Origin of the sequence: Citrobacter sp. EC_71 (genome assembly GCF_019584005.1) — a bacterium.
In the GTDB taxonomy this organism is placed as follows: domain Bacteria; phylum Pseudomonadota; class Gammaproteobacteria; order Enterobacterales; family Enterobacteriaceae; genus Citrobacter; species Citrobacter werkmanii.
In genome coordinates this window covers 78,268-103,283 of record NZ_VDAY01000014.1, presented here as the reverse complement: position 1 = coordinate 103,283, position 25,016 = coordinate 78,268, and the positions used below count along the sequence as shown (strand labels likewise).

At 53.9% G+C, this 25,016-nt stretch carries 19 protein-coding genes and 1 pseudogene; 14 read left to right on the top strand and 6 right to left on the bottom strand.

Annotated features, from left to right (window positions below):
• Positions 1-173 precede the first annotated feature (173 nt).
• From zapE to sspB, 5 genes are all read left to right on the top strand, one after another.
• Complete coding sequence (gene zapE, locus FHD02_RS16125; RefSeq protein WP_137360146.1) at positions 174-1,301, top strand: cell division protein ZapE; 1,128 nt, start codon at positions 174-176, stop codon at positions 1,299-1,301.
• Between the two features lie 218 nt (positions 1,302-1,519).
• Positions 1,520-1,948, top strand: a complete 429-nt coding sequence (gene rplM / locus FHD02_RS16120; protein ID WP_003025141.1) for a 50S ribosomal protein L13 — start codon at positions 1,520-1,522, stop codon at positions 1,946-1,948.
• A gap of 15 nt (positions 1,949-1,963) precedes the next feature.
• Complete coding sequence (gene rpsI / locus FHD02_RS16115; RefSeq protein ID WP_003025138.1) at positions 1,964-2,356, top strand: 30S ribosomal protein S9; 393 nt, start codon at positions 1,964-1,966, stop codon at positions 2,354-2,356.
• Between the two features lie 316 nt (positions 2,357-2,672).
• The gene (gene sspA, locus FHD02_RS16110; RefSeq protein ID WP_003025132.1) at positions 2,673-3,311 is read left to right on the top strand and encodes a stringent starvation protein SspA; all 639 of its coding nucleotides are present in this window, start codon (positions 2,673-2,675) and stop codon (positions 3,309-3,311) included.
• Between the two features lie 5 nt (positions 3,312-3,316).
• A complete protein-coding gene (sspB, locus tag FHD02_RS16105) occupies positions 3,317-3,820 on the top strand; it encodes a ClpXP protease specificity-enhancing factor (protein WP_038634317.1) in 504 nt (167 codons plus the stop codon).
• Positions 3,821-3,876: 56 nt separating this feature from the next.
• Here the strand turns inward: sspB and dcuC are convergent, their stop codons facing one another.
• Entirely contained in the window at positions 3,877-5,244 is a 1,368-nt protein-coding gene (dcuC, locus tag FHD02_RS16100) for an anaerobic C4-dicarboxylate transporter DcuC (protein WP_042311319.1), read from the bottom strand.
• Positions 5,245-5,603: 359 nt separating this feature from the next.
• Here dcuC and nanR point away from each other — a divergent pair, with 359 nt between their 5' ends.
• From nanR to nanQ, 5 genes are all read left to right on the top strand, one after another.
• Positions 5,604-6,395, top strand: coding sequence for a transcriptional regulator NanR (nanR, locus tag FHD02_RS16095; protein WP_220394090.1), 792 nt, complete (start codon positions 5,604-5,606; stop codon positions 6,393-6,395).
• Between the two features lie 134 nt (positions 6,396-6,529).
• Positions 6,530-7,423, top strand: coding sequence for an N-acetylneuraminate lyase (gene nanA, locus FHD02_RS16090; protein ID WP_220394084.1), 894 nt, complete (start codon positions 6,530-6,532; stop codon positions 7,421-7,423).
• 108 nt (positions 7,424-7,531) lie between these two features.
• Entirely contained in the window at positions 7,532-9,022 is a 1,491-nt protein-coding gene (nanT, locus tag FHD02_RS16085; RefSeq protein ID WP_038634306.1) for a sialic acid transporter NanT, read from the top strand.
• A gap of 106 nt (positions 9,023-9,128) precedes the next feature.
• A complete protein-coding gene (gene nanK, locus FHD02_RS16080) occupies positions 9,129-9,998 on the top strand; it encodes an N-acetylmannosamine kinase (RefSeq protein ID WP_137371273.1) in 870 nt (289 codons plus the stop codon).
• Between the two features lie 2 nt (positions 9,999-10,000).
• Positions 10,001-10,468, top strand: coding sequence for an N-acetylneuraminate anomerase (gene nanQ, locus FHD02_RS16075; RefSeq protein WP_137360158.1), 468 nt, complete (start codon positions 10,001-10,003; stop codon positions 10,466-10,468).
• A 59-nt stretch (positions 10,469-10,527) separates the two neighbouring features.
• On the opposite strand, the gene FHD02_RS16070 is transcribed toward nanQ, so the two are convergent.
• The 5 genes and pseudogenes from FHD02_RS16070 to gltB form a co-directional block, all read right to left on the bottom strand.
• Positions 10,528-11,808: a cytosine deaminase gene (locus FHD02_RS16070; protein WP_137360141.1), complete on the bottom strand. Its 1,281-nt coding sequence runs from the start codon at positions 11,806-11,808 to the stop codon at positions 10,528-10,530.
• Positions 11,795-13,048 (bottom strand): cytosine permease, encoded by a 1,254-nt coding sequence (gene codB, locus FHD02_RS16065; protein ID WP_042311311.1) that lies wholly within the window; start codon positions 13,046-13,048, stop codon positions 11,795-11,797. The genes FHD02_RS16070 and codB overlap by 14 nt, the downstream gene beginning before the upstream one ends.
• Positions 13,049-13,166: 118 nt before the next feature.
• Positions 13,167-13,250, bottom strand: a pseudogene (locus FHD02_RS24440) (hypothetical protein); the annotation flags it as partial.
• Positions 13,251-13,332: 82 nt separating this feature from the next.
• Entirely contained in the window at positions 13,333-14,751 is a 1,419-nt protein-coding gene (locus FHD02_RS16060; RefSeq protein WP_137360138.1) for a glutamate synthase small subunit, read from the bottom strand.
• A 12-nt stretch (positions 14,752-14,763) separates the two neighbouring features.
• Positions 14,764-19,224, bottom strand: a complete 4,461-nt coding sequence (gene gltB / locus FHD02_RS16055; RefSeq protein WP_137360137.1) for a glutamate synthase large subunit — start codon at positions 19,222-19,224, stop codon at positions 14,764-14,766.
• A 684-nt stretch (positions 19,225-19,908) separates the two neighbouring features.
• Between gltB and FHD02_RS16050 the strand changes: the two genes are divergently transcribed.
• The 4 genes from FHD02_RS16050 to mtgA all read left to right on the top strand — a co-directional run bounded on the left by FHD02_RS16050 (position 19,909) and on the right by mtgA (position 24,969).
• A complete protein-coding gene (locus FHD02_RS16050) occupies positions 19,909-20,838 on the top strand; it encodes a TIGR01212 family radical SAM protein (RefSeq protein WP_103014945.1) in 930 nt (309 codons plus the stop codon).
• A 195-nt stretch (positions 20,839-21,033) separates the two neighbouring features.
• Positions 21,034-23,370: an aerobic respiration two-component sensor histidine kinase ArcB gene (arcB, locus tag FHD02_RS16045; protein WP_137360136.1), complete on the top strand. Its 2,337-nt coding sequence runs from the start codon at positions 21,034-21,036 to the stop codon at positions 23,368-23,370.
• Between the two features lie 229 nt (positions 23,371-23,599).
• A complete protein-coding gene (gene elbB, locus FHD02_RS16040; RefSeq protein ID WP_137360135.1) occupies positions 23,600-24,253 on the top strand; it encodes an isoprenoid biosynthesis glyoxalase ElbB in 654 nt (217 codons plus the stop codon).
• Positions 24,250-24,969 carry a monofunctional biosynthetic peptidoglycan transglycosylase gene (mtgA, locus tag FHD02_RS16035; RefSeq protein ID WP_137360134.1) on the top strand — a complete coding sequence of 240 codons (720 nt, stop codon included), beginning with the start codon at positions 24,250-24,252 and terminating at the stop codon, positions 24,967-24,969. Before elbB ends, mtgA begins: the two co-directional genes overlap by 4 nt.
• Positions 24,970-25,016: the final 47 nt, after the last annotated feature.

Here is a 25,016-nt window from a genome sequence, read left to right as displayed (position 1 = left end):
GTGTTTCCGTAGGGTGTTGGCTGTAGGCTCCATGCCTGCGCCTGATTATGCCACTATAACCGCTAATCCCGTAGAAGTGGAATCCCGTGTTTATATCACGTAATGTAGAACGGCCTTTTTTTCGTCAACCGTGAGCGACGGCACATCGATTCTCAAGGAATAACAATAACATCATGCAAAGCCTTTCCCCGACATCGCGTTACCAACAAGCCCTTACAGACGGCACTCATCAGCCCGACAGCGTACAACAAGAAGCCGTGAATCGACTGGAAACCATTTTCCAGGCGTTAACGACGCCAGCTCGTCCTGCCCCGCAGGAGAATGGTCTGATGGCGCGTTTTGGCAAATTGCTGGGCAAGCGTGAGTCGCCGACCAACCCGCCGGTGCGTGGTTTGTATATGTGGGGCGGGGTCGGACGCGGGAAGACCTGGCTGATGGATCTGTTCTACCATAGTCTGCCGGGCGGGCGTAAACAGCGTTTGCACTTTCACCGCTTTATGCTGCGCGTCCATGAAGAGCTTACCGCCCTGCAGGGGCAGAGCGATCCGCTGGAAATCATTGCCGACCGCTTTAAGGCCGAAACGGACGTGCTGTGCTTTGACGAATTTTTTGTTTCTGATATCACCGACGCCATGCTGCTTGGCGGCTTAATGAAGGCGCTATTTGCCCGGGGCATCACGCTGGTGGCGACCTCCAATATTCCGCCGGACGACCTGTATCGCAACGGTTTGCAACGCACGCGTTTTCTTCCTGCCATTGATGCCATCAAGCAGCATTGCGACATCATGAATGTTGATGCCGGCGTCGATTATCGTCTGCGCACCTTAACGCAGGCGCATTTGTGGTTGTCGCCTCTGAATGAGGAAACCCGCCAGCAGATGGATAAGCTGTGGCTGGCACTAGCGGGAACCAAAAGTGAGCATGCGCCGACGCTGGAGATCAACCATCGTCCAATGCAGACGCTGGCCGTCGAAAACCAAACGCTGGCGGTGTCATTCACTACGCTCTGCGTCGATGCCCGCAGCCAGCACGATTACATTGCATTGTCGCGCCTGTTCCACACGGTGCTGTTGTTTGATGTGCCGGTCATGACCCCGCTGATGGAAAGTGAGGCGCGACGCTTTATCGCGCTGGTGGATGAGTTCTACGAACGCCACGTCAAGCTGGTGGTGAGTGCGGCATCTCCCTTATATGAGATCTACCAGGGCGAGCGTCTGAAGTTTGAATTCCAGCGTTGTTTGTCGCGTTTGCAGGAGATGCAAAGCGAGGAGTATCTGAAGCGTGAACATTTAGCCGGTTAAACCTGCCGCAAATCACATAAAGGGGTCGATCTTTGACCCTGACTTCTCTATAATCTTGCGACCCCACGTTACGAGAGAGTTTTTTTCCCAAAACTTTCTATGCGCCGGCATAGGCTATTCGAAGGGGTAGGTTTGCTGGACAATGTCGTGTGAACCTCAACTGACAAAACGTTTGGGTGTTCACCAACGTGTAACTTATTTATTTGGGTAAGCTTTTAATGAAAACTTTTACAGCTAAACCAGAAACCGTAAAACGCGACTGGTATGTTGTTGACGCGACCGGTAAAACTCTGGGCCGTCTGGCTTCCGAACTGGCTCTGCGCCTGCGCGGTAAGCACAAAGCGGAATATACTCCGCACGTAGATACTGGTGATTACATCATCGTTCTGAACGCTGACAAAGTTGCTGTAACCGGCAACAAGCGTACTGACAAAGTGTACTATCACCACACCGGTCACATCGGTGGTATCAAACAAGCGACCTTTGAAGAGATGATTGCTCGCCGTCCTGAGCGTGTGCTTGAAATCGCGGTTAAAGGCATGCTGCCAAAAGGCCCGCTGGGTCGTGCTATGTTCCGTAAACTGAAAGTTTACGCTGGCAACGAGCACAACCACGCGGCACAGCAACCGCAAGTTCTTGACATCTAATCGGGATTATAGGCAATGGCTGAAAATCAATACTACGGCACTGGTCGCCGCAAAAGTTCCGCAGCTCGCGTTTTCATCAAACCGGGTAGTGGTAAAATCGTAATCAACCAACGTTCTCTGGAACAGTACTTCGGTCGTGAAACTGCCCGCATGGTAGTTCGTCAGCCGCTGGAACTGGTCGACATGGTTGAGAAACTGGATCTGTACATCACTGTTAAAGGTGGTGGTATCTCTGGTCAGGCTGGTGCGATCCGTCACGGTATCACCCGCGCTCTGATGGAGTACGACGAATCCCTGCGTGGCGAACTGCGTAAAGCTGGCTTCGTTACCCGTGATGCTCGTCAGGTTGAACGTAAGAAAGTCGGTCTGCGTAAAGCACGTCGTCGTCCGCAGTTCTCCAAACGTTAATTGCTTTCTGCTTCGGCAGACAACAATTTGCGAAAAAACCCGCTTCGGCGGGTTTTTTTATCACTATTGCTCCCCGTGGAAGCACGGTAATCCGCTGATTGCCACCTCTTTTTCCCCATTTCAAGAATCGACTCACCACAAAGGTCACAAAATCTGGTAAACTATCATCCAATTTTCTGCCCAAATGTCAGGTATCGCTCATTTTTTGTTTGTATTTTGAACAGCAATGGCTTTCCTGAGTCTGGGTGACATCACTTCTGGCTGGCCACTGAGTGGCTGGTAGCAGTAAAAATTCTGAATATACCTGGAGGTTTTCATGGCTGTCGCTGCCAACAAACGTTCGGTAATGACGCTGTTTTCTGGTCCTACTGACATCTATAGCCATCAGGTCCGCATCGTGCTGGCTGAAAAAGGTGTTAGTTTCGAGATTGAGCACGTGGAGAAGGACAATCCACCTCAGGATCTGATCGACCTCAACCCGAATCAGAGCGTACCGACACTGGTGGATCGTGAGCTGACCCTGTGGGAATCTCGCATCATTATGGAATACCTGGATGAGCGCTTCCCGCATCCGCCGCTGATGCCGGTTTACCCGGTTGCGCGTGGTGAAAGCCGCCTGTACATGCAGCGTATCGAAAAAGACTGGTACACGCTGATGAACGTCATCGTGAACGGTTCCGCTTCTGAAGCCGAGGTCGCGCGTAAGCGTCTGCGCGAAGAGCTGCTGGCAATCGCGCCAGTATTCGGTCAGAAACCTTACTTCCTGAGCGATGAGTTCAGCCTGGTAGACTGCTACCTGGCGCCGCTGCTGTGGCGTTTACCGCAGCTGGGTATTGAATTCAACGGTGCCGGTTCGAAAGAACTGAAAGGTTATATGACTCGCGTCTTTGAACGTGATTCTTTCCTGGCTTCTCTGACTGAGCCTGAACGTGAAATGCGTCTGGGCCGGGGTTAACCTGTATGGATTTGCCACAGCTAACACCACGCCGTCCGTATCTACTGCGCGCATTCTATGAGTGGTTGTTAGACAACCAGCTCACGCCGCATCTGGTGGTGGATGTGACGCTCCAGGACGTGCAGGTTCCGATGGAATACGCACGTGACGGGCAAATAGTTCTGAATATTGCACCGCGCGCGGTGGGGAACCTGGAACTGGCAAATGACGAAGTACGCTTTAACGCGCGCTTCGGTGGTGTGCCGCGTCAGGTTTCCGTCCCGCTGGCTGCAGTTCTGGCTATTTATGCTCGTGAAAACGGCGCCGGTACGATGTTTGAACCGGAAGCCGCCTACGACGAAGATGTCGCCAGCTTAAATGATGACGACAACGAAGCGTCTGGTTTTGAGAGTGAAACGGTCATGTCGGTCATTGATGGTGATAAGCCTGACAACAGCGACGACAACGATCCGGATGACACTCCTCCGCCGCCTCGCGGCGGGCGCCCAGCGCTACGCGTAGTGAAATAAAGAGTGAAATAAGAAAACAGGCCCTTTCGGGCCTGTTCTGTTTTCTGGCTCTGCAATCAATAAAACAGCGCGATGGTGACTATCATATTCACCACAAACCCCACTGCCATCGGAATAGCGGTGCGCTTTACCACCTCAAAGGGCGACACGCCGGCAATACCTGAAGTCACGACGATCACTGCGGTAATGGGTGATACCGCGCGGGCCAGCGTAGTGGCAAAATGCATCGGCATAATCATCACTACTGCCGGAATATGCAGCCCGGCGGCAATATCCGGGATCAGGCTGGCAAAAGACATAAACGGTGCGTTGCCTGAGCCCATGACGATCGCACAGGCGGCGATGACCACGGCCATGATGATCATCACGCCGATGCCGCCAAGGCCGGAGTGTTCTGCGCCTTTAATCACTGCGTCCACTGTCCCGATAGTCGTCAACCCTTTGGCAAAGATCTCACCGGCGACCACCAGCGTGACAACGTTGGCAAACTGCGTTCCCATGCCGTCAAAAAAAGCCTGCACATCATCCATTGTTTCGCGCAGATTATGTTTATGCAGGAATTCGACAAACATGGTCAGCGTCATGCTCATGAGCATCACCACTACCAGATTCAGTTCTGCCTGCATTAATCCCATATGTGCCAGCAACAGCGAACCCAACATCAGGATCAGCGGCATCACCGGTAAAATGGCGTAATACAGCGGGGGTACATCTTCCAGCGTCTTTTGTTCAGCGAACCCGTTGTTTTCCGGTAACGTTTTTTTATCAAATCGGCGCTGTACGAAAAAATGCGCAATGGCGACAGCGATAATGACGCATGAAGCGACGGGGAGCTGGTAATGGAAGAAGTAGGTGGCGATTTTCATGCCCGCGACCTGCGCGGCAAAAATAGAGTTGGTTTCCAGAATGCCCCATTCAATCGACATCGAGGTGGCAATGACCGCAACCGCGGATAATCGACTCACGCCAAGACTGACCAGCGTTGGGAAAAGCGTCACCATCAGTAGCATGCCTAACCCGGAAGCGCTGGTAATGAACTGCGCCATGATCTGACCAATCACATAGGTGGCGGCCAGCACGACATAGGGGGAACGGATCAGCTTAAGCGGTCGGCTTAACAGGCTAACCATCGCTCTGCTGGCCCCCATTCTGTCCATATAACGGGCATAACCGCCTACCGCCATGATGGATAAACCCAGCCCTGCCGCCCGATTTGAGAGCATACGCAGAATTTCGTTGTAAATATCGACCAGTAGATAGCCGCTACTTTTATCGTCAGCGACCAGCGCGCCGTAACCCAGCCAGACGCCGCAGATCATCAGGAAGATCCCGGCTGCTGCCAGCACGACCTGGGGTTTGTAGTTTTTGAGGATCAAGTAACCCATCGTTAATAAAACGATGACAGAGATAATGATGCCGAACATTGTTTCACTCCATGCCAGGGAAGATGATAAATCCGGTAATAATGCTGTTGTCAAAACGGATGTTATATTTTTCTGGACACTTTTTATGGAGTGGATATCTTATTTTTAACGCAATGGTTAATTTATTTTATGTTATAAAATAGTGGGTTATGACAAATTCTCACATTCATATTCGGAAAATTCACGAAGCCGATATAGCCTTGTTTAATTAAAGGTAATCGGCATGTTTAAGCTAAATATAATATGAATAATAAATATATTATTCATAAGTCAGCCTGTCTGGATGACCATCATTTCACCCTGCTTTCGATCCTGTGTTAGGATAAACCCGCTGTTGTTTGTCACCACGACTTAGCTGAATAGGCCCTATGAACGCATTTGATTCGCAAGCTGAAGACTCTCCATCCACCATTGGCCGTAGCTTACGCAATCGCCCGCTGGCGCGTAAAAAACTGTCTGAGATGGTTGAAGAAGAACTGGAGCAGATGATCCGTCGTCGGGAATTTGGCGAGGGGGAACAACTGCCGTCTGAGCGGGAGCTGATGGCCTTCTTTAATGTGGGCCGTCCTTCTGTACGAGAAGCGCTGGCAGCGTTAAAACGCAAAGGCCTGGTACAAATCAACAACGGCGAGCGCGCCCGCGTTTCGCGTCCTTCGGCTGATACCATTATCAGCGAGCTGTCCGGTATGGCCAAAGATTTCCTCGCGCATCCCGGCGGCATTGCCCACTTCGAGCAGCTGCGGCTGTTCTTTGAATCCAGCCTGGTACGATACGCCGCAGAACACGCCACTGACGAGCAAATCGCCAGACTGGCGAAAGCACTGGAGATCAATAGCCAGTCGCTGGATGACAATACGCTGTTCATTCGCTCGGACGTTGATTTTCACCGCGTGCTGGCGGAGATCCCGGGCAACCCCATCTTTATGGCGATCCATGTTGCGCTGTTAGACTGGCTGATTGCTGCCCGCCCGACCGTTGCCGATCAAGAGTTGTATGAGCACAACAACGTGAGTTATCAGCAGCATATCGCCATTGTCGACGCAATTCGCCAGCGCGATCCTGAAGAAGCTGACCGCGCACTGCAAGAACACCTCAACAGCGTTTCCGCGACCTGGCACGCTTTCAGCAAAAGTAAAAAATTGCGTAAGTGATCGCGATCCTGACGATCGTTTAGTGAAGCAGATCGCACTATAAGCGTTCTGTATTGTATTGCTGCTTATTTGATCTGGTATAACAGGTATAAAGGTATGCAGTCAGATAACACTAATCATCGACAGAGGTAGTTATGGCAAGAGATCTAAAAGGCGTAATGCCAGCGTTGTTAACCCCATTCGATAACCAACAGCGGCTGGATGTTGAGAGTCTGCGCCGGCTGGTGCGTTTCAACATTGGCCAGGGTATTGATGGGCTCTATGTCGGTGGCTCTACGGGCGAGGCCTTTGTCCAAAACAGCGTTGAAAGAGAGCAGGTGCTGGAAATTGTTGCCGAAGAAGCGAAAGGCAAGGTGACGCTTATCGCCCACGTTGGCACGGTGAGTACCGAAGAGAGCCAGCAACTGGCGAGCGCCGCGCATCGCTACGGCTTTGATGCGGTTTCAGCCGTCACGCCGTTTTACTATCCGTTCAGTTTTGAAGAACACTGCGATCACTACCGCGCAATCATTGATTCGGCGAATGGATTGCCGATGGTGGTCTATAACATCCCAGCGCTGAGCGGCGTAAAACTGACGCTGGATCAGATCAACACGCTGGTGACGCTACCTGGCGTTGGCGCGCTGAAGCAAACTTCCGGCGATCTCTATCAGATGGAACAGATCCGCCGCGCTCATCCCGATCTGGTGCTTTATAACGGTTATGACGAGATCTTCGCTTCTGGTTTGCTGGCGGGTGCAGATGGCGGTATCGGTAGCACTTACAACATCATGGGATGGCGTTATCAGGGAATTGTGAAAGCACTCAAAGAAGGCGACATTCGGACGGCACAAAAGCTGCAAACTGAGTGCAATAAGGTTATCGATCTGCTCATTAAGGTTGGCGTGTTCCGCGGCCTGAAAACGGTACTGCACTATATGGACGTGATTTCTGTTCCGCTGTGTCGTAAGCCGTTTGCCTCGGTAGATGAACGCTATCTGCCAGAACTGAAAGCGCTGGCTAACCAACTGCTGGCGGAAAAGGCGTAATCGCGGGTCGCCGGGGAGCTTTGCTCGCCCGGCCTGGATTTTCGACCGTAGGCCGGATAAGACAAAGCCGCTATCCGGCACAACAACAAAAATCGTCGGGAGAGTAAAATGAGTACTTCTACCCAGAGCATCCCGTGGTATCGCCATCTCAATCGGGCGCAATGGCGGGCATTTTCCGCCGCCTGGCTGGGATATTTACTTGATGGTTTTGATTTTGTGTTAATCGCCCTTGTGCTGACCGAAGTTCAAGGTGAATTCGGTCTGACGACGGTGCAGGCTGCCAGTTTGATCTCAGCCGCCTTTATCTCACGCTGGTTTGGCGGGTTAATGTTGGGGGCCATGGGCGACCGTTACGGACGCCGCCTGGCAATGGTCACCAGCATCATTCTGTTCTCTGTGGGGACGCTGGCTTGCGGCTTTGCGCCGGGCTACACCACCATGTTTATCGCTCGCCTGGTTATCGGGATGGGGATGGCTGGCGAGTACGGATCCAGTGCCACCTATGTCATTGAAAGCTGGCCTAAACACCTGCGTAACAAAGCCAGTGGTTTCCTGATCTCCGGCTTCTCCGTTGGCGCAGTGGTCGCCGCCCAGGTTTACAGCCTGGTGGTCCCGGTCTGGGGATGGCGCGCGCTGTTCTTCATCGGCATTCTGCCGATTATCTTCGCCCTCTGGCTGCGTAAAAATATTCCGGAAGCGGAAGACTGGAAAGAGAAACACGAAGGCAAAGCGCCGGTGCGTACGATGGTGGACATTCTCTATCGGGGCGAACATCGGGTTATCAATATTCTGATGACTCTCGCTGCTGCAACCGCGCTGTGGTTCTGCTTTGCGGGCAATCTGCAAAATGCGGCTATCGTGGCGATACTCGGGCTGATATGCGCATTTATCTTCATTAGCTTTATGGTGCAAAGCAGCGGTAAGCGTTGGCCCACGGGCGTCATGCTGATGGTCGTCGTGCTGTTCGCCTTCCTTTACTCGTGGCCGATTCAGGCGCTGCTGCCTACATATCTGAAAACCGAACTCATGTATGACCCCTCAACGGTTGCCAGAGTGCTCTTCTTCAGCGGCTTTGGCGCGGCGGTCGGCTGTTGCGTCGGTGGGTTTCTTGGCGACTGGCTGGGCACCCGTAAAGCCTATGTCTGCAGTCTCCTGGCCTCGCAGCTACTGATTATTCCGGTATTTGCGATCGGTGGTTCAAACGTCTGGGTCCTGGGTTTGCTGCTGTTTTTCCAGCAAATGCTCGGTCAGGGGATCTCCGGGATCTTACCGAAATTAATTGGTGGCTATTTCGATACCGACCAGCGAGCTGCGGGTCTGGGCTTCACCTACAACGTTGGGGCGCTTGGCGGGGCACTGGCACCGATCATCGGCGCACTGATTGCACAACGTCTGGATCTGGGAACCGCGTTGGGATCGCTCTCCTTCGGCCTGACATTTGTGGTGATCCTGCTGATTGGTCTCGATATGCCGTCCCGCGTACAGCGCTGGCTGCGTCCTGAAGCGTTACGTACGCATGACGCCATCGATGGTCGACCGTTTAGCGGGGCCGTGCCGTTCGGCGGTGACAAAAGCACCATGGTGAAATCCAAAAGTTAATCGGGTTGCCCGGCGCTAAACCGGGCAACTAGCGAAAGGGAAGAACGATGTCGTTATTTAAGCAACGGGATAAAAAGATTATCACCGCGAAGCAGAAGGCTGCGTCATGACTACGCTGGCGATTGATATCGGTGGCACCAAACTGGCTGCAGCTCTGGTGGACAGCAACCTGCGAATCCGCGAACGGCGCGAATTGCCAACACCTGCCAGCAAAACGCCGGATGCGCTGCGCGCCGCGTTACAGGCACTGATTGCGCCGCTACAAGAGCAGGTGAAGCGGGTGGCGATCGCCTCGACGGGGATTATCCGTGAGGGTTCTCTGCTGGCGCTGAATCCATATAACCTCGGCGGGTTGCTGCATTTTCCGTTGCGGCAAACGCTAAAAGATCTCACAGGTTTGCCGACGCTGGCGGTCAATGACGCGCAGGCCGCGGCGTGGGCTGAGTATCATGCGCTTGGCGGCGAGTACCGCGATATGGTGTTTATTACCGTTTCCACCGGCGTGGGCGGCGGAGTCGTGAGTGCAGGGAAACTGCTGACCGGAGTCGGCGGTCTGGCCGGGCATCTGGGACACACGCTGGCCGATCCGCATGGCCCCGTGTGCGGCTGCGGGCGGGTGGGCTGCGTTGAGGCGATCGCATCCGGTCGAGGGATCGCGGCGGCTGCCGAAGGCGCGCTTGCCGGATGCGACGCAAAAACTATTTTTAGCCGTGCCGGGCAGGGGGATGAGCAGGCCAGCCGGTTGATCCATCGCTCAGCGCGAACATTGGCAAGGCTTGTCGCCGATGTGAAGGCCACGACCGATTGCCAGTGCGTGGTCATTGGCGGCAGCGTTGGGCTGGCTGAAGGGTATCTGGCGCTGGTGGAACATTATCTGGCAGAAGAGCCTGCGGCCTATCACGTGGAGTTACTGGCGGCGCATTACCGTCATGACGCTGGATTATTGGGGGCCGCGCTGTTGGCCCGGGGAGAATAATGATGATCACAGATGAATTGCGTTCACTACCTTCTTCCGGATTACATCCGGTATTACAGGAAGCACTAACGCTGGCCGTTGCGGCAAGACCGCAGGAGAAACCACCAGGACGCTATGAGCTGCAGGGCGATAATATTTTTATGAACGTCATGCAGTTCGCCACGCAGAGCCCGGAGCAAAAGAAAGCGGAGCTGCATCAGCAGTACATTGACATTCAGGTGCTGTTGTCCGGTGAAGAACGCATTCTGTTCGGGATGACCGATTCTGCTCGCCAGTGCGAAGAAAGGCATGCTGAGGACGATTATCAGCTGTGCAATCACATTGCCGATGAGCAGGCGCTCACCTTAAAGCCGGGAAGATTCGCAATTTTTATGCCGGGTGAGCCGCATAAACCGGGTTGTGCGGTGGAGGAGCCAGGGGAAATCAAAAAAGTTGTGATTAAGGTGCGCGCCAGCTTATTACACGCCTGACGATGAGAGAGACGTGTCGGATGACAAGGTTTGCGCCATCCGACACGGGATATAACAATTTAGCGCTTAAACGTCACCGCTTCCGGCTGCGTCAAATGCAGCATGGTCTGGCTGGGGACCGTCTCGGCAATGACTCGCCCGTGACGAATAGAATATCGTGCAGGCGTCTGGCGACGAACCGCGTCAAATCCATTTTCAGCCGGTAAAATCACCAGATTCGCCGAGTTCCCCACGCTCAGGCCATAGTCCTGCAGGTGCAGAGTTTTCGCGCTGTGGGTAGTGATCAGATTCAGTCCATCATTTATCTGCCCATACCCCATCAACTGGCACACGTGTAAACCCATATGCAGCACCTGTAACATATTTGCGGTGCCTAATGGATACCACGGATCGAAGACGTCATCATGACCAAAGCAGACGTTAATCTCCGCTTCCAGCATCTCTTTGACACGCGTGACGCCGCGGCGTTTAGGATAAGTGTCAAAGCGTCCTTGCAGGTGAATATTGACCAGCGGATTCGCCACGAAGTTAATACCGGACATTTTTAACAGGCGGAAAAGACGGGAAGCATATGCGCCGTTATAGGAGTGCATTGCCGTGGTATGACTGGCGGTCACGCGCTCGCCCATATTGTAGCGATGCGCCAGCGCTGCGACGGTTTCAACAAAGCGTGATTGCTCATCGTCAATTTCGTCGCAGTGCACATCGATAAGTCGGTCGTATTTTTGCGCCAGGGCGAAGATTTTGTGCAGCGACTCCACGCCATATTCACGCGTAAATTCAAAGTGGGGAATCGCGCCGATGACGTCGGCTCCCAAACGCACGGCCTCTTCTAACAGCGCTTCACCGTTGGGATAAGACAGAATACCTTCTTGCGGGAATGCGACAATTTGCAGCTCTACCCACGGCGCAACCTCCTGCTTCACTTCCAGCATGGCTTTCAAAGCCGTTAGCGTAGGATCGGAAACGTCAACGTGGGTACGGACATACTGGATACCGTTCGCCATCTGCCATTTCAGGGTCTGCATCGCGCGCGCTTTGACGTCTTCGTGAGTCAGCATTGCCTTACGCTCGGCCCAGCGCTCAATGCCCTCAAACAACGTACCTGACTGGTTCCAGCTCGGCTCACCCGCGGTTTGCGTGGTATCCAGATGAATATGTGGCTCAACGAAAGGTGGGATTGCCAGACCGCCCTCGGCATCAAGTACTTCGCCTTGCGGCAATGCAGCTGCGTCCTGAGGCTCAATCCGGCTGAAGCGCCCGTTTTCAATCGTGAGCTGCCACAATCCTTCGCGTCCCTGTAAACGCGCCTGACGGATGGTGATGTTATTGTTCTGCATGGCTGACCTCTGGTGATTTAGCAAGGCTGCGATTGAAAAGTGGATTCAGCAGGATATAGCTGAATACGCCGCCGAGTACGGCGTTGACTGGCACAATACCGGGAATATAGTGACCGGCGGCGATGCCCAGTGCAACGGACAAAATAGCTATCCAGTTGACGGTCATAAATCGTGCTTTGCTGAAATCGGCATATCGGCGATGGTTCAGCAGATAGTCGGCGATAATTACCCCGCCAATCGGTGGAATCGCTGCCGACAGAAATGTTAGCCAGCCAACAAAGTTATTGTAAAGCCACAGCGCGCAGAGTGTGCCAATAATGCCGTTAGCCACCGACAGCGTACGGCTGGAAAGGCCGGTAATATTGGCAAAGCCCAGACCTGATGCATACAGCGCGTTGTCATTGGTGGTCCAGATATTCAGGCCGAGTACCACAATCGCTGGCAGCAGCAGGCCCTGGGCTATCATCACGTCAGAAATATCCGCTTGCCCGACAGCGGCAGCGCCCGCAGCCCCAAAGATAAACATCAATGAGTTGCCGAGGAAAAACGCCACCATCGCAATCAGCACCGCGCCTTTGGCGTTGCGACCAAAGCGAACAAAGTCGGCGGTTAAGGTACCGGCGCTGACAAACGAGCCTACCACCAGCGCCAGAGCGGTGGAGAAATTAAGCGGCGTTTGCGGCACAATCGCTTTTAAATGGTCTAAACCGCCGACATCGCTTACCGCCAGCCAGACGGAGTAGCTGCCAAGAATGACGATGGCGGGCACGGCGATGATAGATAAAATGGTCAGTGCCGAGATGCCAAAAAAGATGGTCATCGTCATCAGCAGACCGGAAACCGCAATCAGGATATTGACGTCAATTCCCGTCGCTTTGCCAACCGGAATGGCAAACATGGCCACACCCACGCCAAACCAACCCACCTGGGTACCGCCTAATAGCAGTGAAGGAAGCCAGGAGCCTTTCACCCCAAATGAATAACGCGCCAGAAGGTGGGTCGAGAGCCCTGTTTTTGCGCCGATGAAACCGAGAAATGCAGTGTAAATACCGAGGAGAAGATTACCGAAGAGAACTGCCAGGAAGAAATCATTATAAGAAAGACCGGTACCGAGTGTGCCACCGGTCCACATACTGGCGGAAAAAAATGTGAGCCCCAACATAACAAACGTTAGTGGTATCACGCCTTTCCGCGCCGCCAGAGGGACGGGGCCCTGGCTATAATTGTTGTCCTGCGACACAACGCCTCCATGAATTTTGCCCAAAAAATCCGCCGCATAATATACAGTTCTCAGAATAAAGCAAACGTTTCCGTGTGATATTTTCTTGATAATTATTCATGGCATTAATGGTTTGCTGGTTTTTCTCCGTCGTCAGTGAACCACCGCGTGTGAGTTGAGTTTCCAGCATGGTTTGCGAACGAATAAGTTCGTCTGTGAGTAATACCAGTAAGCTGACCATGTAAGCGGAAAAATATTAGCTCCCCATCCATCAGCGTCAGGCTGTGGCAGGGGAGCTCGAAGAGTTACACTTCCAGGTAATTCAGTATCCCGTCAGCCGCTTTACGACCTTCGGCAATCGCGGTGACCACCAGATCCGAACCGCGCACGATGTCGCCACCGGCGAAGATTTTCGGGTTGCTGGTCTGGAAGGCGATGTCACTGCGTTCCGGAGCGATAATCCGGCCCTGAGAATCCAGTTCGACGCTGTGTTTTGCCAACCATTCCATACTGTGCGGACGGAAACCAAACGCCAGTACCACCGCATCCGCCGGTACAACGTGCTCGGAACCGGCGACGATCTCCGCGCGGCGACGACCTTTCGCATCCGGTTCGCCCATTTCGGTACGCGCCATTTTCACGCCGCATACTTTACCGTTGGCATTCACTTCCACACCTAACGGCTGTACGTTGAACTGGAATTCCACGCCTTCTTCACGCGCGTTTTTCACCTCGCGTTTGGAGCCCGGCATGTTCTCTTCGTCGCGGCGATAGGCGCAGATTACGTGCGCTGCGTTCTGGCGAATCGAGGTGCGCACACAGTCCATCGCGGTATCGCCCCCGCCGAGAACGACGACGCGTTTGCCTTCCATGCTGATGTACGGCTCGTCGCTGCTTTCGCCAAAGCCCATCAACTGTTTGGTATTGGCGATCAGGAACGGCAGGGCGTCGAATACGCCGGAAGCGTCTTCGTTTTCCAGCCCACCGCGCATGGATTGGTAAGTACCCACGCCGAGGAACACCGCGTCGTAATCCTTCAGCAGGTCGTCGAGCTGTACGTCGCGACCCACTTCGGTATTGAGTTTGAACTCAATACCCATGCCGGTGAAGATTTCACGGCGGCGGGTCATGACCTCTTTCTCCAGCTTGAAAGCCGGGATGCCGAAGGTCAGCAGACCACCGATCTCCGGATGACGATCAAACACCACCGCCTTCACGCCGTTGCGGGTTAGCACATCAGCGCAGGCCAGGCCCGCCGGACCCGCACCGATAATCGCCACGCGTTTGTCCGTCTGGTGCACACCGGTCATATCCGGACGCCAGCCCATTTCGAACGCTTTATCGTTGATATAGCGCTCGATGTTACCGATGGTCACCGCGCCGAACTCGTCGTTCAGGGTACAGGATCCTTCACACAGACGATCCTGAGGGCAGACGCGACCGCAAACTTCCGGCAGGGTGTTAGTCTGGTGTGACAGCTCGGCCGCTTCAAAAATACGCCCCTCGTTGGCCAGCTTCAGCCAGTTCGGGATGTAGTTATGCACCGGGCACTTCCACTCGCAGTACGGGTTGCCGCAGGACAGGCAGCGATCTGCCTGCGCTTTGGCCTGACCTTCGGAAAACGGCTCGTAGATCTCGATAAACTCGATCTTACGGATCTTCAGCGGTTTCTTCGGCGGATCAACGCGCTGCAGGTCGATAAATTGGTATACGTTCTGACTCATTGCTGCTACCCCTTACTGCGCCTGCACACGCAGCTCTGCTGCGCTACGACTACGGTGACCCAACAGTGCTTTCACATCACTGGATTTTGGTTTTACCAGCGCGAATTTCGCTGAGAATGCTGGCCAGTTAGCCAGGATCTCTTCGCCGTGTGAAGAGCCGGTATGTTGCACGTGCTCGGTAATCAGACCGCGCAGGTGTTCCTCATGAATGGCCAGAGAATCAACGTCCAGCACTTCCACCAGTTCCGGGTTCACGCGCTTGCGGAAATCACCGTCTTCATCCAGTACGTAGGCGAATCCTCCCGTCATACCCGCCCCGAAGTTGACGCCCGTTTTACCGAGAATACAGACGATGCCGCCGGTCATATACTCGCAGCCGTTGTCGCCGATACCTTCCACCACGGTGATAGCGCCGGAGTTACGCACCGCAAAGCGCTCGCCCGCACGGCCTGCTGCAAACAGACGACCGCCGGTGGCGCCGTACAGGCAGGTGTTACCGATGATGCTCGCCTCATGGCTACGGAAAGCCGAGCCAACCGGAGGACGCACTGCCAGCAGGCCGCCCGCCATGCCTTTACCGACATAGTCGTTGGCATCGCCGGTCAGATACAGCTCCACGCCGCCCGCGTTCCACACGCCAAAGCTCTGGCCCGCAGTACCGTTGAAGTGTGCTTTAATCGGGTCAGATGCCAGCCCCTGATCGCCGTGGGTCTGGGCAATATAGCCAGACAGCGACGCACCCACGGAACGGTCGGTGTTGCGGATATCGAACCAGAAGGTTTTGCTCTGGCGCTCGTCGACATACGGTTTTGCTTGTTGCAGGAGCTGTGCGTTCAGTACGCCGTTATCAAACGGCGGGTTGTTCTCGGTGCAGAACAACGCCTTACCAGGATGCGGCTCGGCGGTTTCCAGCAGACGAGACAGTTCCAGTTTCTGTTGCTTGGCGGTAAACCCTTCCAGCTCTTTGAGCAGGTCGGTACGACCAATCAGATCCACCAGACGTTTCACGCCCAGCTCGGCCATCAGCTCGCGCACTTCGCGGGCGATAAATTCAAAGTAGTTGGTCACTTTGAACGGCAGACCGTGATAGTGGTTCTTACGCAGTTTGTCGTCCTGAGTTGCCACGCCGGTTGCGCAGTTGTTCAGATGGCAAATACGCAGATATTTACAGCCCAGCGCGACCATTGGACCGGTGCCGAAACCGAAGCTTTCCGCGCCGAGAATCGCCGCTTTAATGATATCCACGCCAGTTTTCAGACCGCCATCGACCTGCAGACGAATCTTGTGACGCAGACCGTTGGCGACCAGCGCCTGCTGGGTCTCCACCAGACCCAGCTCCCATGGGCAGCCCGCATATTTCACCGAGGAGAGCGGGCTTGCGCCGGTGCCGCCGTCGTAGCCAGCGATGGTGATGAGGTCTGCATAGGCTTTTGCCACGCCGGTGGCGATGGTGCCGACGCCTGGTTCAGAAACCAGCTTCACCGAGATCATCGCTTTCGGGTTGACCTGTTTGAGGTCGAAAATCAGCTGCGCTAAGTCCTCGATAGAGTAGATATCGTGGTGCGGCGGCGGGGAGATCAGCGTCACGCCCGGCACTGAATAGCGCAGTTTAGCGATGTACGGGGTAACTTTATCACCCGGCAACTGACCGCCTTCGCCCGGTTTCGCGCCCTGAGCGACTTTAATCTGAATGACGTCGGCGTTGACCAGGTACGCCGGGGTTACGCCAAAGCGACCGGAAGCCACCTGCTTAATACGCGATACCTTGTTGGTGCCATAACGCGTAGGATCTTCGCCGCCTTCGCCAGAGTTAGAGTTACCACCGATGCTGTTCATCGCTTCCGCCAACGCCTCGTGTGCTTCCGGGCTTAATGCGCCGATAGACATGGCTGCTGTATCAAAGCGTTTAAATAATTCGCTCGCGGGTTCTACCTCGTCAATGCTCACGGCTTCATCGCCGGGCGTAATCGCCAGCAGATCGCGCAGCGTGGCCGCCGGACGCTCATTGACCAGCCTGGCATATTCCTGATAGTCGCTGTATTCGCCGCTTTGTACTGCCTGTTGCAGTGTGCGCACCACGTCCGGGTTGTAAGCGTGGTATTCACCGCCGTGGACGTACTTCAGCAAACCGCCCTGGCTAATAGGTTTCCGCGCCAGCCAGGCATGTTTCGAGAGGTTTAGCAGATCCTGCTGGAAGTCGACAAACCCTGCGCCGCTGATGCGGCTGACTACGCCCTGGAAGCACAGCGCCACGACATCATCATGCAGACCAACGGCTTCAAACAGCTTCGAGCAGCGGTAAGAGGCGATGGTTGAGATGCCCATTTTGGACATGATTTTGTACAGACCTTTGTTGATGCCGTTACGGTAGTTCAGCATCACGGTCCGGTAATCTTTGGCAATCGCCTGAGTGTCGATCAGACGCCCCAGCGTTTCATACGCCAGATACGGATAAATGGCTGTCGCGCCAAAGCCGAGCAGTACCGCGAAGTGGTGCGGGTCACGGGCGCTCGCCGTTTCAACGATGATGTTGGCGTCGCAACGCAGGCTTTGTTCTACCAGACGCGTTTGCACTGCGCCCACGGCCATTGGTGCCGGAACCGGCAGACGGTTTTTTGCGATATTACGGTCAGAGAGCACCAGCAGTACCGTGCCGTTACGTACCATCTGTTCCGCCTTATCGCACAAGGCTTTGACGGTCTCTTCGAGCGTGGTTTCGGTCACGTCGAAGGTGATATCCAGACGGTCAGCGCGATAATGCTCCTCTTTCATGGTGGTGAGCTGGGTGAAATCGGAGTACAGCAGGATCGGCGATTTAAAGCTCAGACGGTGTGCCTGACCTTCCGCTTCGCAGAAGACATTCATCTCGCGACCGATGCTGGTGGCCAGCGACATAACGTGCGCTTCACGCAGCGGGTCGATAGGCGGGTTAGTCACCTGCGCGAACTGCTGGCGGAAGTAGTCATAAATGATGCGCGGCTGGCTGGACAGCACGGCAAACGGGGTATCATCCCCCATGGAACCGACCGCTTCCTGGCCGTTTTCACCGAGTACGCGGATCACGGAATCCAGCTCTTCGGCACTGTAGTTAAACTGTTTCTGGTAGCTGGCGAGGGTATCATCGTCCAGCTCGCGGCTGCCGACCTGATCGTCAGCCAGCTCTTCGAACGGCACCAGACGACGAACGTTTTTCTCCATCCACTCTTTGTACGGGTGGCGGCTTTTCAGGTCATTGTCGGTTTCGGCAGAGTGCAGAATGCGCCCGCTGCGGGTGTCGATAACCATCAGCTCGCCAGGGCCGACGCGACCTTTCTCGACGACTTCATCCGGCTGATAATCCCAGATCCCAACTTCAGAGGCGCAGGTAATCAGCTTGTCTTTGGTGATGACGTAGCGCGCCGGACGCAGGCCGTTACGGTCAAGGTTACAGGCGGCAAAGCGGCCGTCGGACATAACAATGCCCGCCGGGCCATCCCACGGCTCCATGTGCATGGAGTTAAAGTCAAAGAACGCGCGCAGCTCCGGGTCCATATCCGGGTTGTTCTGCCAGGCCGGCGGCACCAGTAAACGCATGGCGCGAATAATGTCCATCCCGCCAGCCAGCAGCAGTTCCAGCATGTTATCCATTGAGCTGGAGTCGGAGCCGGTTTCGTTAACGAACGGTGCGGCGTCGTGCAGGTCAGGGATCAGTGGCGTCTGGAATTTATAGGTACGTGCGCGTGCCCACTGGCGGTTGCCGGTGATGGTGTTGATTTCACCGTTATGCGCCAGGTAGCGGAACGGTTGCGCCAGCGGCCAGCGCGGTACGGTATTGGTGGAGAAGCGCTGGTGGAACAGGCAGATGGCCGATTCCAGACGCAGGTCCGCCAGGTCCAGGTAAAAGCGCGGCAGATCCGCCGGCATACACAGACCTTTATAGATATTGACCAGGTTCGACAAGCTACAGACGTAGAAGTCTTTATCGTCCTGGAGGCGTTTTTCGATACGACGGCGCGCGATGAACAGGCGGCGCTCCATATCACGTGGACGCCAGCCCGCAGGGGCGTTGACAAAAATTTGCTCGATACGAGGCAGGGAGGAGAGGGCGATTTCACCGAGAACACCTTCGTTGGTCGGCACGTCGCGCCAGCCGACAATCGACAGGGTCTCCTGCTGTAATTCTTCTTCGACAATGCGACGAGAAGCCGCAGCCAGTTCAGCGTCTTTATTTAAAAAGATCATGCCGACGGCATAGTTTTTAGCTAAACGCCAGCCGCGCTCTTGCGCCACGATGCGGAAAAAGCGGTCAGGTTTTTGTAACAGCAAACCGCAACCATCGCCGGTTTTACCATCGGCTAGAATTGCGCCACGGTGCTGCATGCGGGCCAGTGCGTGTATGGCGGTACGCACTACCTTGTGGCTAGGTTCGCCTTCTATGTGGGCGATCAGGCCGAAACCACAGTTATCCCTCTCAAGGGATTTATCGTACAACATATCAGTGAACCTCCCCAGGCTCTGCGGGATTCCCATCTGGACCGTTGCGCACGGGCACACCAAGAGCATGGCGACGGGGTTTGCGTGTCATACGCTTACCTCGCATTCGCCCTCTTTATCCTTTTCGCATAGGTCAAACAAGTTTGAGGACTTGCTTCAGAGGGAATCTCAATTACTGCATAAATATGATGAGCAGACTGCTCATCCAGAAAGCTTCCAGCGGATTTCCACGTTATCGGGAATCCACACACAGGTCAAATGGCAATCTTATTTATGCAAAAATGTGCTATAGGGCGATTAACTTTATGAATATGTTGAAAATTAAGGCTTTTTTACATTGATTTAACGCAAGGAGAATGGAGAGCGAAGTGTGATCTGTCTCACTGTCAGAAAGGCTGTATATCCCCCGCCCTCCCTTTGTTTATCGCTATGCTTGGCATTTTATGCTGGTTTTTGGAGTTTTGGCGTCTTAAAGATACTGTTTTTATGCCGAGAGTATAAGAAGATAAAAAAAACAGTCGGATATAAGGAAAAGTAATTTCATTTTTAATGAATTAAATTTCGATTATTTTGATTTGTTATGCAATGAATAAAGGCACGCCAGGGCGATTGATCCAGGTCATCGCCGACTGGGGCAAAAAATGGCAGGCTTTGGCCTCTTTTCAAGGCGCGGTCTACCAGATTATGCAGTTACAGAAATTAGTCAATATGTTTGGTGGGGATCTTTCTCGCCGTTATGGACAAAAGGTTCATAAACTCACGCTTCACGGCGGCTTTAGCTGTCCAAATCGTGATGGCACCATCGGACGTGGTGGATGTACTTTCTGCAATGTCGCCTCGTTTGCCGATGAAGCACAGCAGCACCATTCTATTGCCGAGCAGCTTGAGCATCAGGCGCATCTGGTCAATCGCGCGAAACGCTATCTGGCCTATTTCCAGGCCTATACCAGCACCTTTGCTGAAGTGCAGGTGCTGCGTTCGATGTATCAGCAGGCGGTTAGCCAGGCCAGTATCGTCGGGTTATGCGTTGGGACGCGCCCCGACTGTGTGCCGGATGCGGTACTCGATCTGCTTTGCGAGTATAAAGACCTCGGCTATGAGGTATGGCTGGAACTCGGTTTGCAAACTGCGCATGACAAAACCCTGCATCGTATTAACCGCGGCCATGATTTTGCCTGCTACCAACGCACTACGCGACTGGCACGCGAGCGTGGGCTGAAAGTGTGCTCGCACCTGATTGTCGGTCTGCCGGGAGAAGGGCAGGCAGAATGCCTGCAAACCATGGAACGTGTAGTGGAGACGGGTGTTGACGGTATTAAGCTGCACCCGCTGCATATTGTGAAAGGCAGTACGATGGCGAAAGCCTGGGAAGCCGGGCGGCTGAACGGAATTGAACTGGACGACTATACGGTTACCGCCGGGGAGATGATCCGTCATACGCCGCCAGAGGTGATTTATCATCGAATTTCCGCCAGCGCGCGCCGCCCAACGCTGTTGGCACCGCTATGGTGTGAAAACCGCTGGACCGGCATGGTCGAACTGGATAAGTACCTTAACAAGTACGGTGTGCAAGGCTCGGCGCTCGGTACGCCATGGGTACAGCCTGAGAACTAACTCTCCGTAGGCCGGATAAGGCAAAGCCGACATCCGGCAATCTGCGCCTGCTTGCCTGATGGCGCTTTGCTTATCAGGCCTACGATGGCCTCTCCGCGGTCATTTCACCGATAACCTCCGCATTTCTTGCACAATCTTCAACGTCACGCTGAGAATTGAGTATTATTGTGCCAAGTTGTCGTGAAGGAACCCTCTATGAAGCAAATCCGTATGCTGGCGCAATATTACGTCGACCTGATGATGAAGTTAGGTCTGGTGCGCTTTTCGCTGCTGTTGGCGCTGGCTCTGGTGGTGTTGGCAATTGTGGTGCAAATGGCTGTCACCATGGTGCTGCATGGCCAGGTAGAAAGCATTGATGTCATCCGCTCTATCTTTTTTGGTCTGTTAATTACCCCCTGGGCCGTCTATTTCTTGTCTGTGGTGGTGGAGCAACTTGAGGAGTCCCGGCAACGCCTGTCACGACTGGTACAAAAGCTGGAAGAGATGCGCGAGCGAGATCTCAAGCTCAATGTGCAGCTGAAAGATAATATTGCCCAGCTCAATCAGGAAATTGTTGAGCGTGAAAAAGCCGAAGCGGAGCGCCAGGAAACATTCGAACAACTGAAGGTTGAAATCAAAGAGCGCGAAGAGGCGCAGATCCAGCTTGAGCAACAGTCTTCCTTTTTACGCTCTTTCCTTGATGCCTCGCCGGATCTGGTTTTTTATCGCAATGAAGATAAAGAGTTTTCCGGCTGTAACCGTGCTATGGAGCTGCTGACCGGCAAGAGTGAAAAGCAGCTGGTGAACTTAAAACCGGCTGACGTTTACTCTCCTGAAGCGGCTGAAAAGGTGATTGAGACCGACGAGAAGGTGTTCCGTCATAATGTTTCGCTCACCTACGAACAGTGGCTGGACTACCCGGACGGGCGCAAAGCCTGCTTTGAAATTCGCAAAGTGCCTTACTATGACCGCGTAGGTAAACGACATGGTCTGATGGGCTTTGGGCGCGATATTACCGAGCGTAAGCGTTATCAGGACGCGCTTGAGCGCGCCAGCCGCGATAAGACCACCTTTATTTCTACCATCAGCCACGAGCTGCGCACCCCGCTTAACGGCATTGTCGGCTTAAGCCGGATCCTGCTGGATACGGATCTGACCGCGGAACAGGAAAAATACCTGAAAACAATCCACGTCTCTGCTGTGACGCTGGGGAATATTTTCAACGATATTATCGATATGGATAAGATGGAGCGACGTAAAGTCCAGCTCGATAACCAGCCGATCGATTTCACCAGCTTTATGGCGGATCTGGAAAACCTCTCTGGCCTACAGGCGCAGCAAAAAGGGCTGCGCTTTGTGCTTGAGCCGACGTTACCGCTGCCGCATAAGGTCATTACCGACGGAACGCGTCTGCGTCAGATCCTGTGGAATCTGATCAGCAACGCCGTGAAGTTTACCCAGCAGGGGCAGGTGACCGTGCGGGCGCGCTATGACCAGGGGAATATGCTGCATTTCGAAGTTGAAGATTCCGGCATCGGCATTCCGCAGGATGAGCAGGATAAAATCTTCGCTATGTATTATCAGGTGAAGGACAGTAACGGCGGTAAACCGGCTACGGGGACCGGGATTGGTTTGGCCGTGTCGAAGCGTCTGGCGAAAAACATGGGCGGTGATATTACGGTTTCCAGCCAGGCAGGAAAAGGGTCCATCTTTACGCTAACCGTGCATGCCCCTGCGGTAGCGGAAGAGATTGAAGATGCTTTTGAAGACGATGAACTGCCGCTGCCAGCCCTGAATGTGCTGCTGGTAGAAGACATTGAGCTGAACGTTATTGTTGCGCGCTCCGTGCTGGAAAAATTAGGCAACAGCGTGGATGTCGCGATGACCGGGAAAGCCGCGCTGGAAATGTTCACGCCGGGTGAATATGACCTGGTATTACTGGATATTCAGCTACCGGATATGACTGGGCTGGATATCTCCCGCGAGTTGACGCAAAAATACTCGCGTGAAGACTTGCCGCCGCTGGTGGCCCTTACCGCCAACGTTCTGAAAGATAAAAAAGAGTATCTGGAGGCGGGAATGGACGACGTGCTGAGTAAGCCGCTGTCAGTCCCGGCTTTAACCGCCATGATCAAAAAATACTGGGATACCCGAAACAAAGAGGAGAGCACTGTGACATCTGAAGAGAGCAGTAAATCGCAAGCGCTGTTAGATATTCCTATGTTGGAACAATACCTCGAGCTGGTGGGTCCGAAGTTAATTACCGACGGGCTGGCGGTGTTTGAGAAAATGATGCCGGGATATTTGAGCGTGCTGGAATCCAATCTGACTGCACGTGATAAAAAAGGCGTGGTTGAGGAAGGCCATAAAATTAAAGGCGCAGCAGGTTCAGTGGGGCTGCGTCACCTGCAACAGCTAGGTCAGCAAATCCAGTCGCCGGATCTTCCTGCCTGGGAAGATAACGTTGCTGAATGGATTGAAGAGATGAAGCAGGAGTGGCAGCACGACGTGGCAGTATTAAAAGCCTGGGTGGCGAGTGTGGAAAAAAAATGACCCCGGCTTGACCGGGGTGCGCGAATACTGCGCCAACACCAGGGAAATCGTGGCTGCGCCGTAAATTATTATCATTGTTTACAAGGGCGCAGCCCTAATTTTCAGGCCGCACGCAGTTAAGATAGCAAATCTTAAATAATTTGTTACATGAATCAGTTAAATGTGTGAAGCGTAGCATTTTAATCATAATAACTAATATGTTTCAGCCAGTTGAGAAAGGAGTATTACGATGAAAAAAGTGGGTGTAGTGCTCAGCGGATGCGGCGTGTATGACGGTGCAGAGATCCATGAAACTGTTCTCACGCTTCTGGCCATTGCCCGCAACGGCGCTCAGGCTGTCTGTTTCGCACCAGATAAACAACAAGCGGATGTGATTAATCATCTGACCGGCGAACCGATGCCGGAAACACGTAATGTCCTGATTGAAGCCGCTCGCATCACTCGCGGCGAGATTCGCCCGCTTGCTCAAGCGATCTCAACGGAACTGGATGCGTTGATCGTGCCGGGTGGTTTTGGCGCCGCCAAAAACCTGAGTAATTTTGCCAGCCAGGGCAGCGAATGCCGGATTGACAGCGATTTAGCCGCGCTGGCAGTTGCCATGCATCAGATGGGTAAGCCGCTGGGATTTATGTGCATTGCGCCCGCCATGTTACCCAAAATTTTTGATTTTCCGCTGCGTCTGACCATTGGCACTGATATCGATACGGCAGAGGTACTGGAAGAGATGGGCGCAGAACATGTGCCTTGTCCGGTTGACGACATTGTCGTTGATGAAGACAACAAAATCGTCACCACGCCCGCCTATATGCTGGCGCAGGATATCGCTCAGGCCGCGAGTGGCATCGATAAACTGGTCTCGCGTGTGCTGGTGCTGGCGGAATGAGAAAAGGCGTTACCGCTTTTCTGCGGCGCATCTTTCTACGGGCGGTGATCGTCCTCGCCGTATTCTGGGGCGGGGGCATCGCCCTTTTCAGCGTGATGCCGGTACCGTTCTCGGCGGTGATGGTCGAACGGCAACTGGGCGCATGGCTGTCCGGTGATTTCGGCTATGTGGCGCACTCGGACTGGGTGAGTATGGATGAGATCTCACCGTGGATGGGACTGGCGGTGATTGCTGCGGAGGACCAGAAGTTTCCAGACCACTGGGGGTTTGACGTCACCGCCATAGAGAAAGCGCTGGCGCACAATGAACGCAATGAAAACCGCATTCGCGGGGCGTCGACGTTATCGCAACAGACGGCGAAAAACCTCTTTTTGTGGGATGGACGTAGCTGGGTGCGTAAGGGCCTTGAAGCCGGGCTAACGCTGGGTATGGAAACCGTCTGGAGTAAGAAACGTATTCTGACCGTCTATTTGAATATCGCCGAGTTTGGCGATGGGATATTTGGCGTGGAGGCGGCGGCGCAACGGTATTTTCATAAACCGGCCAGTCGGTTGAGCCTGTCTGAAGCGGCCTTGCTGGCGGCAGTATTGCCCAATCCTTTGCGTTTTAAGGCGAATGCGCCTTCTGGTTATGTGCGTAACCGCCAGGCGTGGATTATGCGCCAAATGCGCCAGTTAGGTGGTGAGTCGTTTATGCGGGAAAATAAGCTGTATTAGCGTAGTTATTGCCGGATGCGGCGTAAACGCCTTATCCGGCCTACTGG

Excerpts from the sequence above, each read along its gene's own strand:
- zapE (WP_137360146.1), top strand. The coding sequence starts at position 174 with ATGCAAAGCCTTTCCCCGACATCGCGTTACCAACAAGCCCTTACAGAC.
- rplM (WP_003025141.1), top strand. The coding sequence starts at position 1,520 with ATGAAAACTTTTACAGCTAAACCAGAAACCGTAAAACGCGACTGGTAT.
- rpsI (WP_003025138.1), top strand. The coding sequence starts at position 1,964 with ATGGCTGAAAATCAATACTACGGCACTGGTCGCCGCAAAAGTTCCGCA.
- sspA (WP_003025132.1), top strand. The coding sequence starts at position 2,673 with ATGGCTGTCGCTGCCAACAAACGTTCGGTAATGACGCTGTTTTCTGGT.
- sspB (WP_038634317.1), top strand. The coding sequence starts at position 3,317 with ATGGATTTGCCACAGCTAACACCACGCCGTCCGTATCTACTGCGCGCA.
- dcuC (WP_042311319.1), bottom strand. The coding sequence starts at position 5,244 with ATGTTCGGCATCATTATCTCTGTCATCGTTTTATTAACGATGGGTTAC.
- nanA (WP_220394084.1), top strand. The coding sequence starts at position 6,530 with ATGGCAAGAGATCTAAAAGGCGTAATGCCAGCGTTGTTAACCCCATTC.
- nanT (WP_038634306.1), top strand. The coding sequence starts at position 7,532 with ATGAGTACTTCTACCCAGAGCATCCCGTGGTATCGCCATCTCAATCGG.
- nanK (WP_137371273.1), top strand. The coding sequence starts at position 9,129 with ATGACTACGCTGGCGATTGATATCGGTGGCACCAAACTGGCTGCAGCT.
- nanQ (WP_137360158.1), top strand. The coding sequence starts at position 10,001 with ATGATCACAGATGAATTGCGTTCACTACCTTCTTCCGGATTACATCCG.
- FHD02_RS16070 (WP_137360141.1), bottom strand. The coding sequence starts at position 11,808 with ATGCAGAACAATAACATCACCATCCGTCAGGCGCGTTTACAGGGACGC.
- FHD02_RS16060 (WP_137360138.1), bottom strand. The coding sequence starts at position 14,751 with ATGAGTCAGAACGTATACCAATTTATCGACCTGCAGCGCGTTGATCCG.
- gltB (WP_137360137.1), bottom strand. The coding sequence starts at position 19,224 with ATGTTGTACGATAAATCCCTTGAGAGGGATAACTGTGGTTTCGGCCTG.
- FHD02_RS16050 (WP_103014945.1), top strand. The coding sequence starts at position 19,909 with ATGCAGTTACAGAAATTAGTCAATATGTTTGGTGGGGATCTTTCTCGC.
- arcB (WP_137360136.1), top strand. The coding sequence starts at position 21,034 with ATGAAGCAAATCCGTATGCTGGCGCAATATTACGTCGACCTGATGATG.
- elbB (WP_137360135.1), top strand. The coding sequence starts at position 23,600 with ATGAAAAAAGTGGGTGTAGTGCTCAGCGGATGCGGCGTGTATGACGGT.
- mtgA (WP_137360134.1), top strand. The coding sequence starts at position 24,250 with ATGAGAAAAGGCGTTACCGCTTTTCTGCGGCGCATCTTTCTACGGGCG.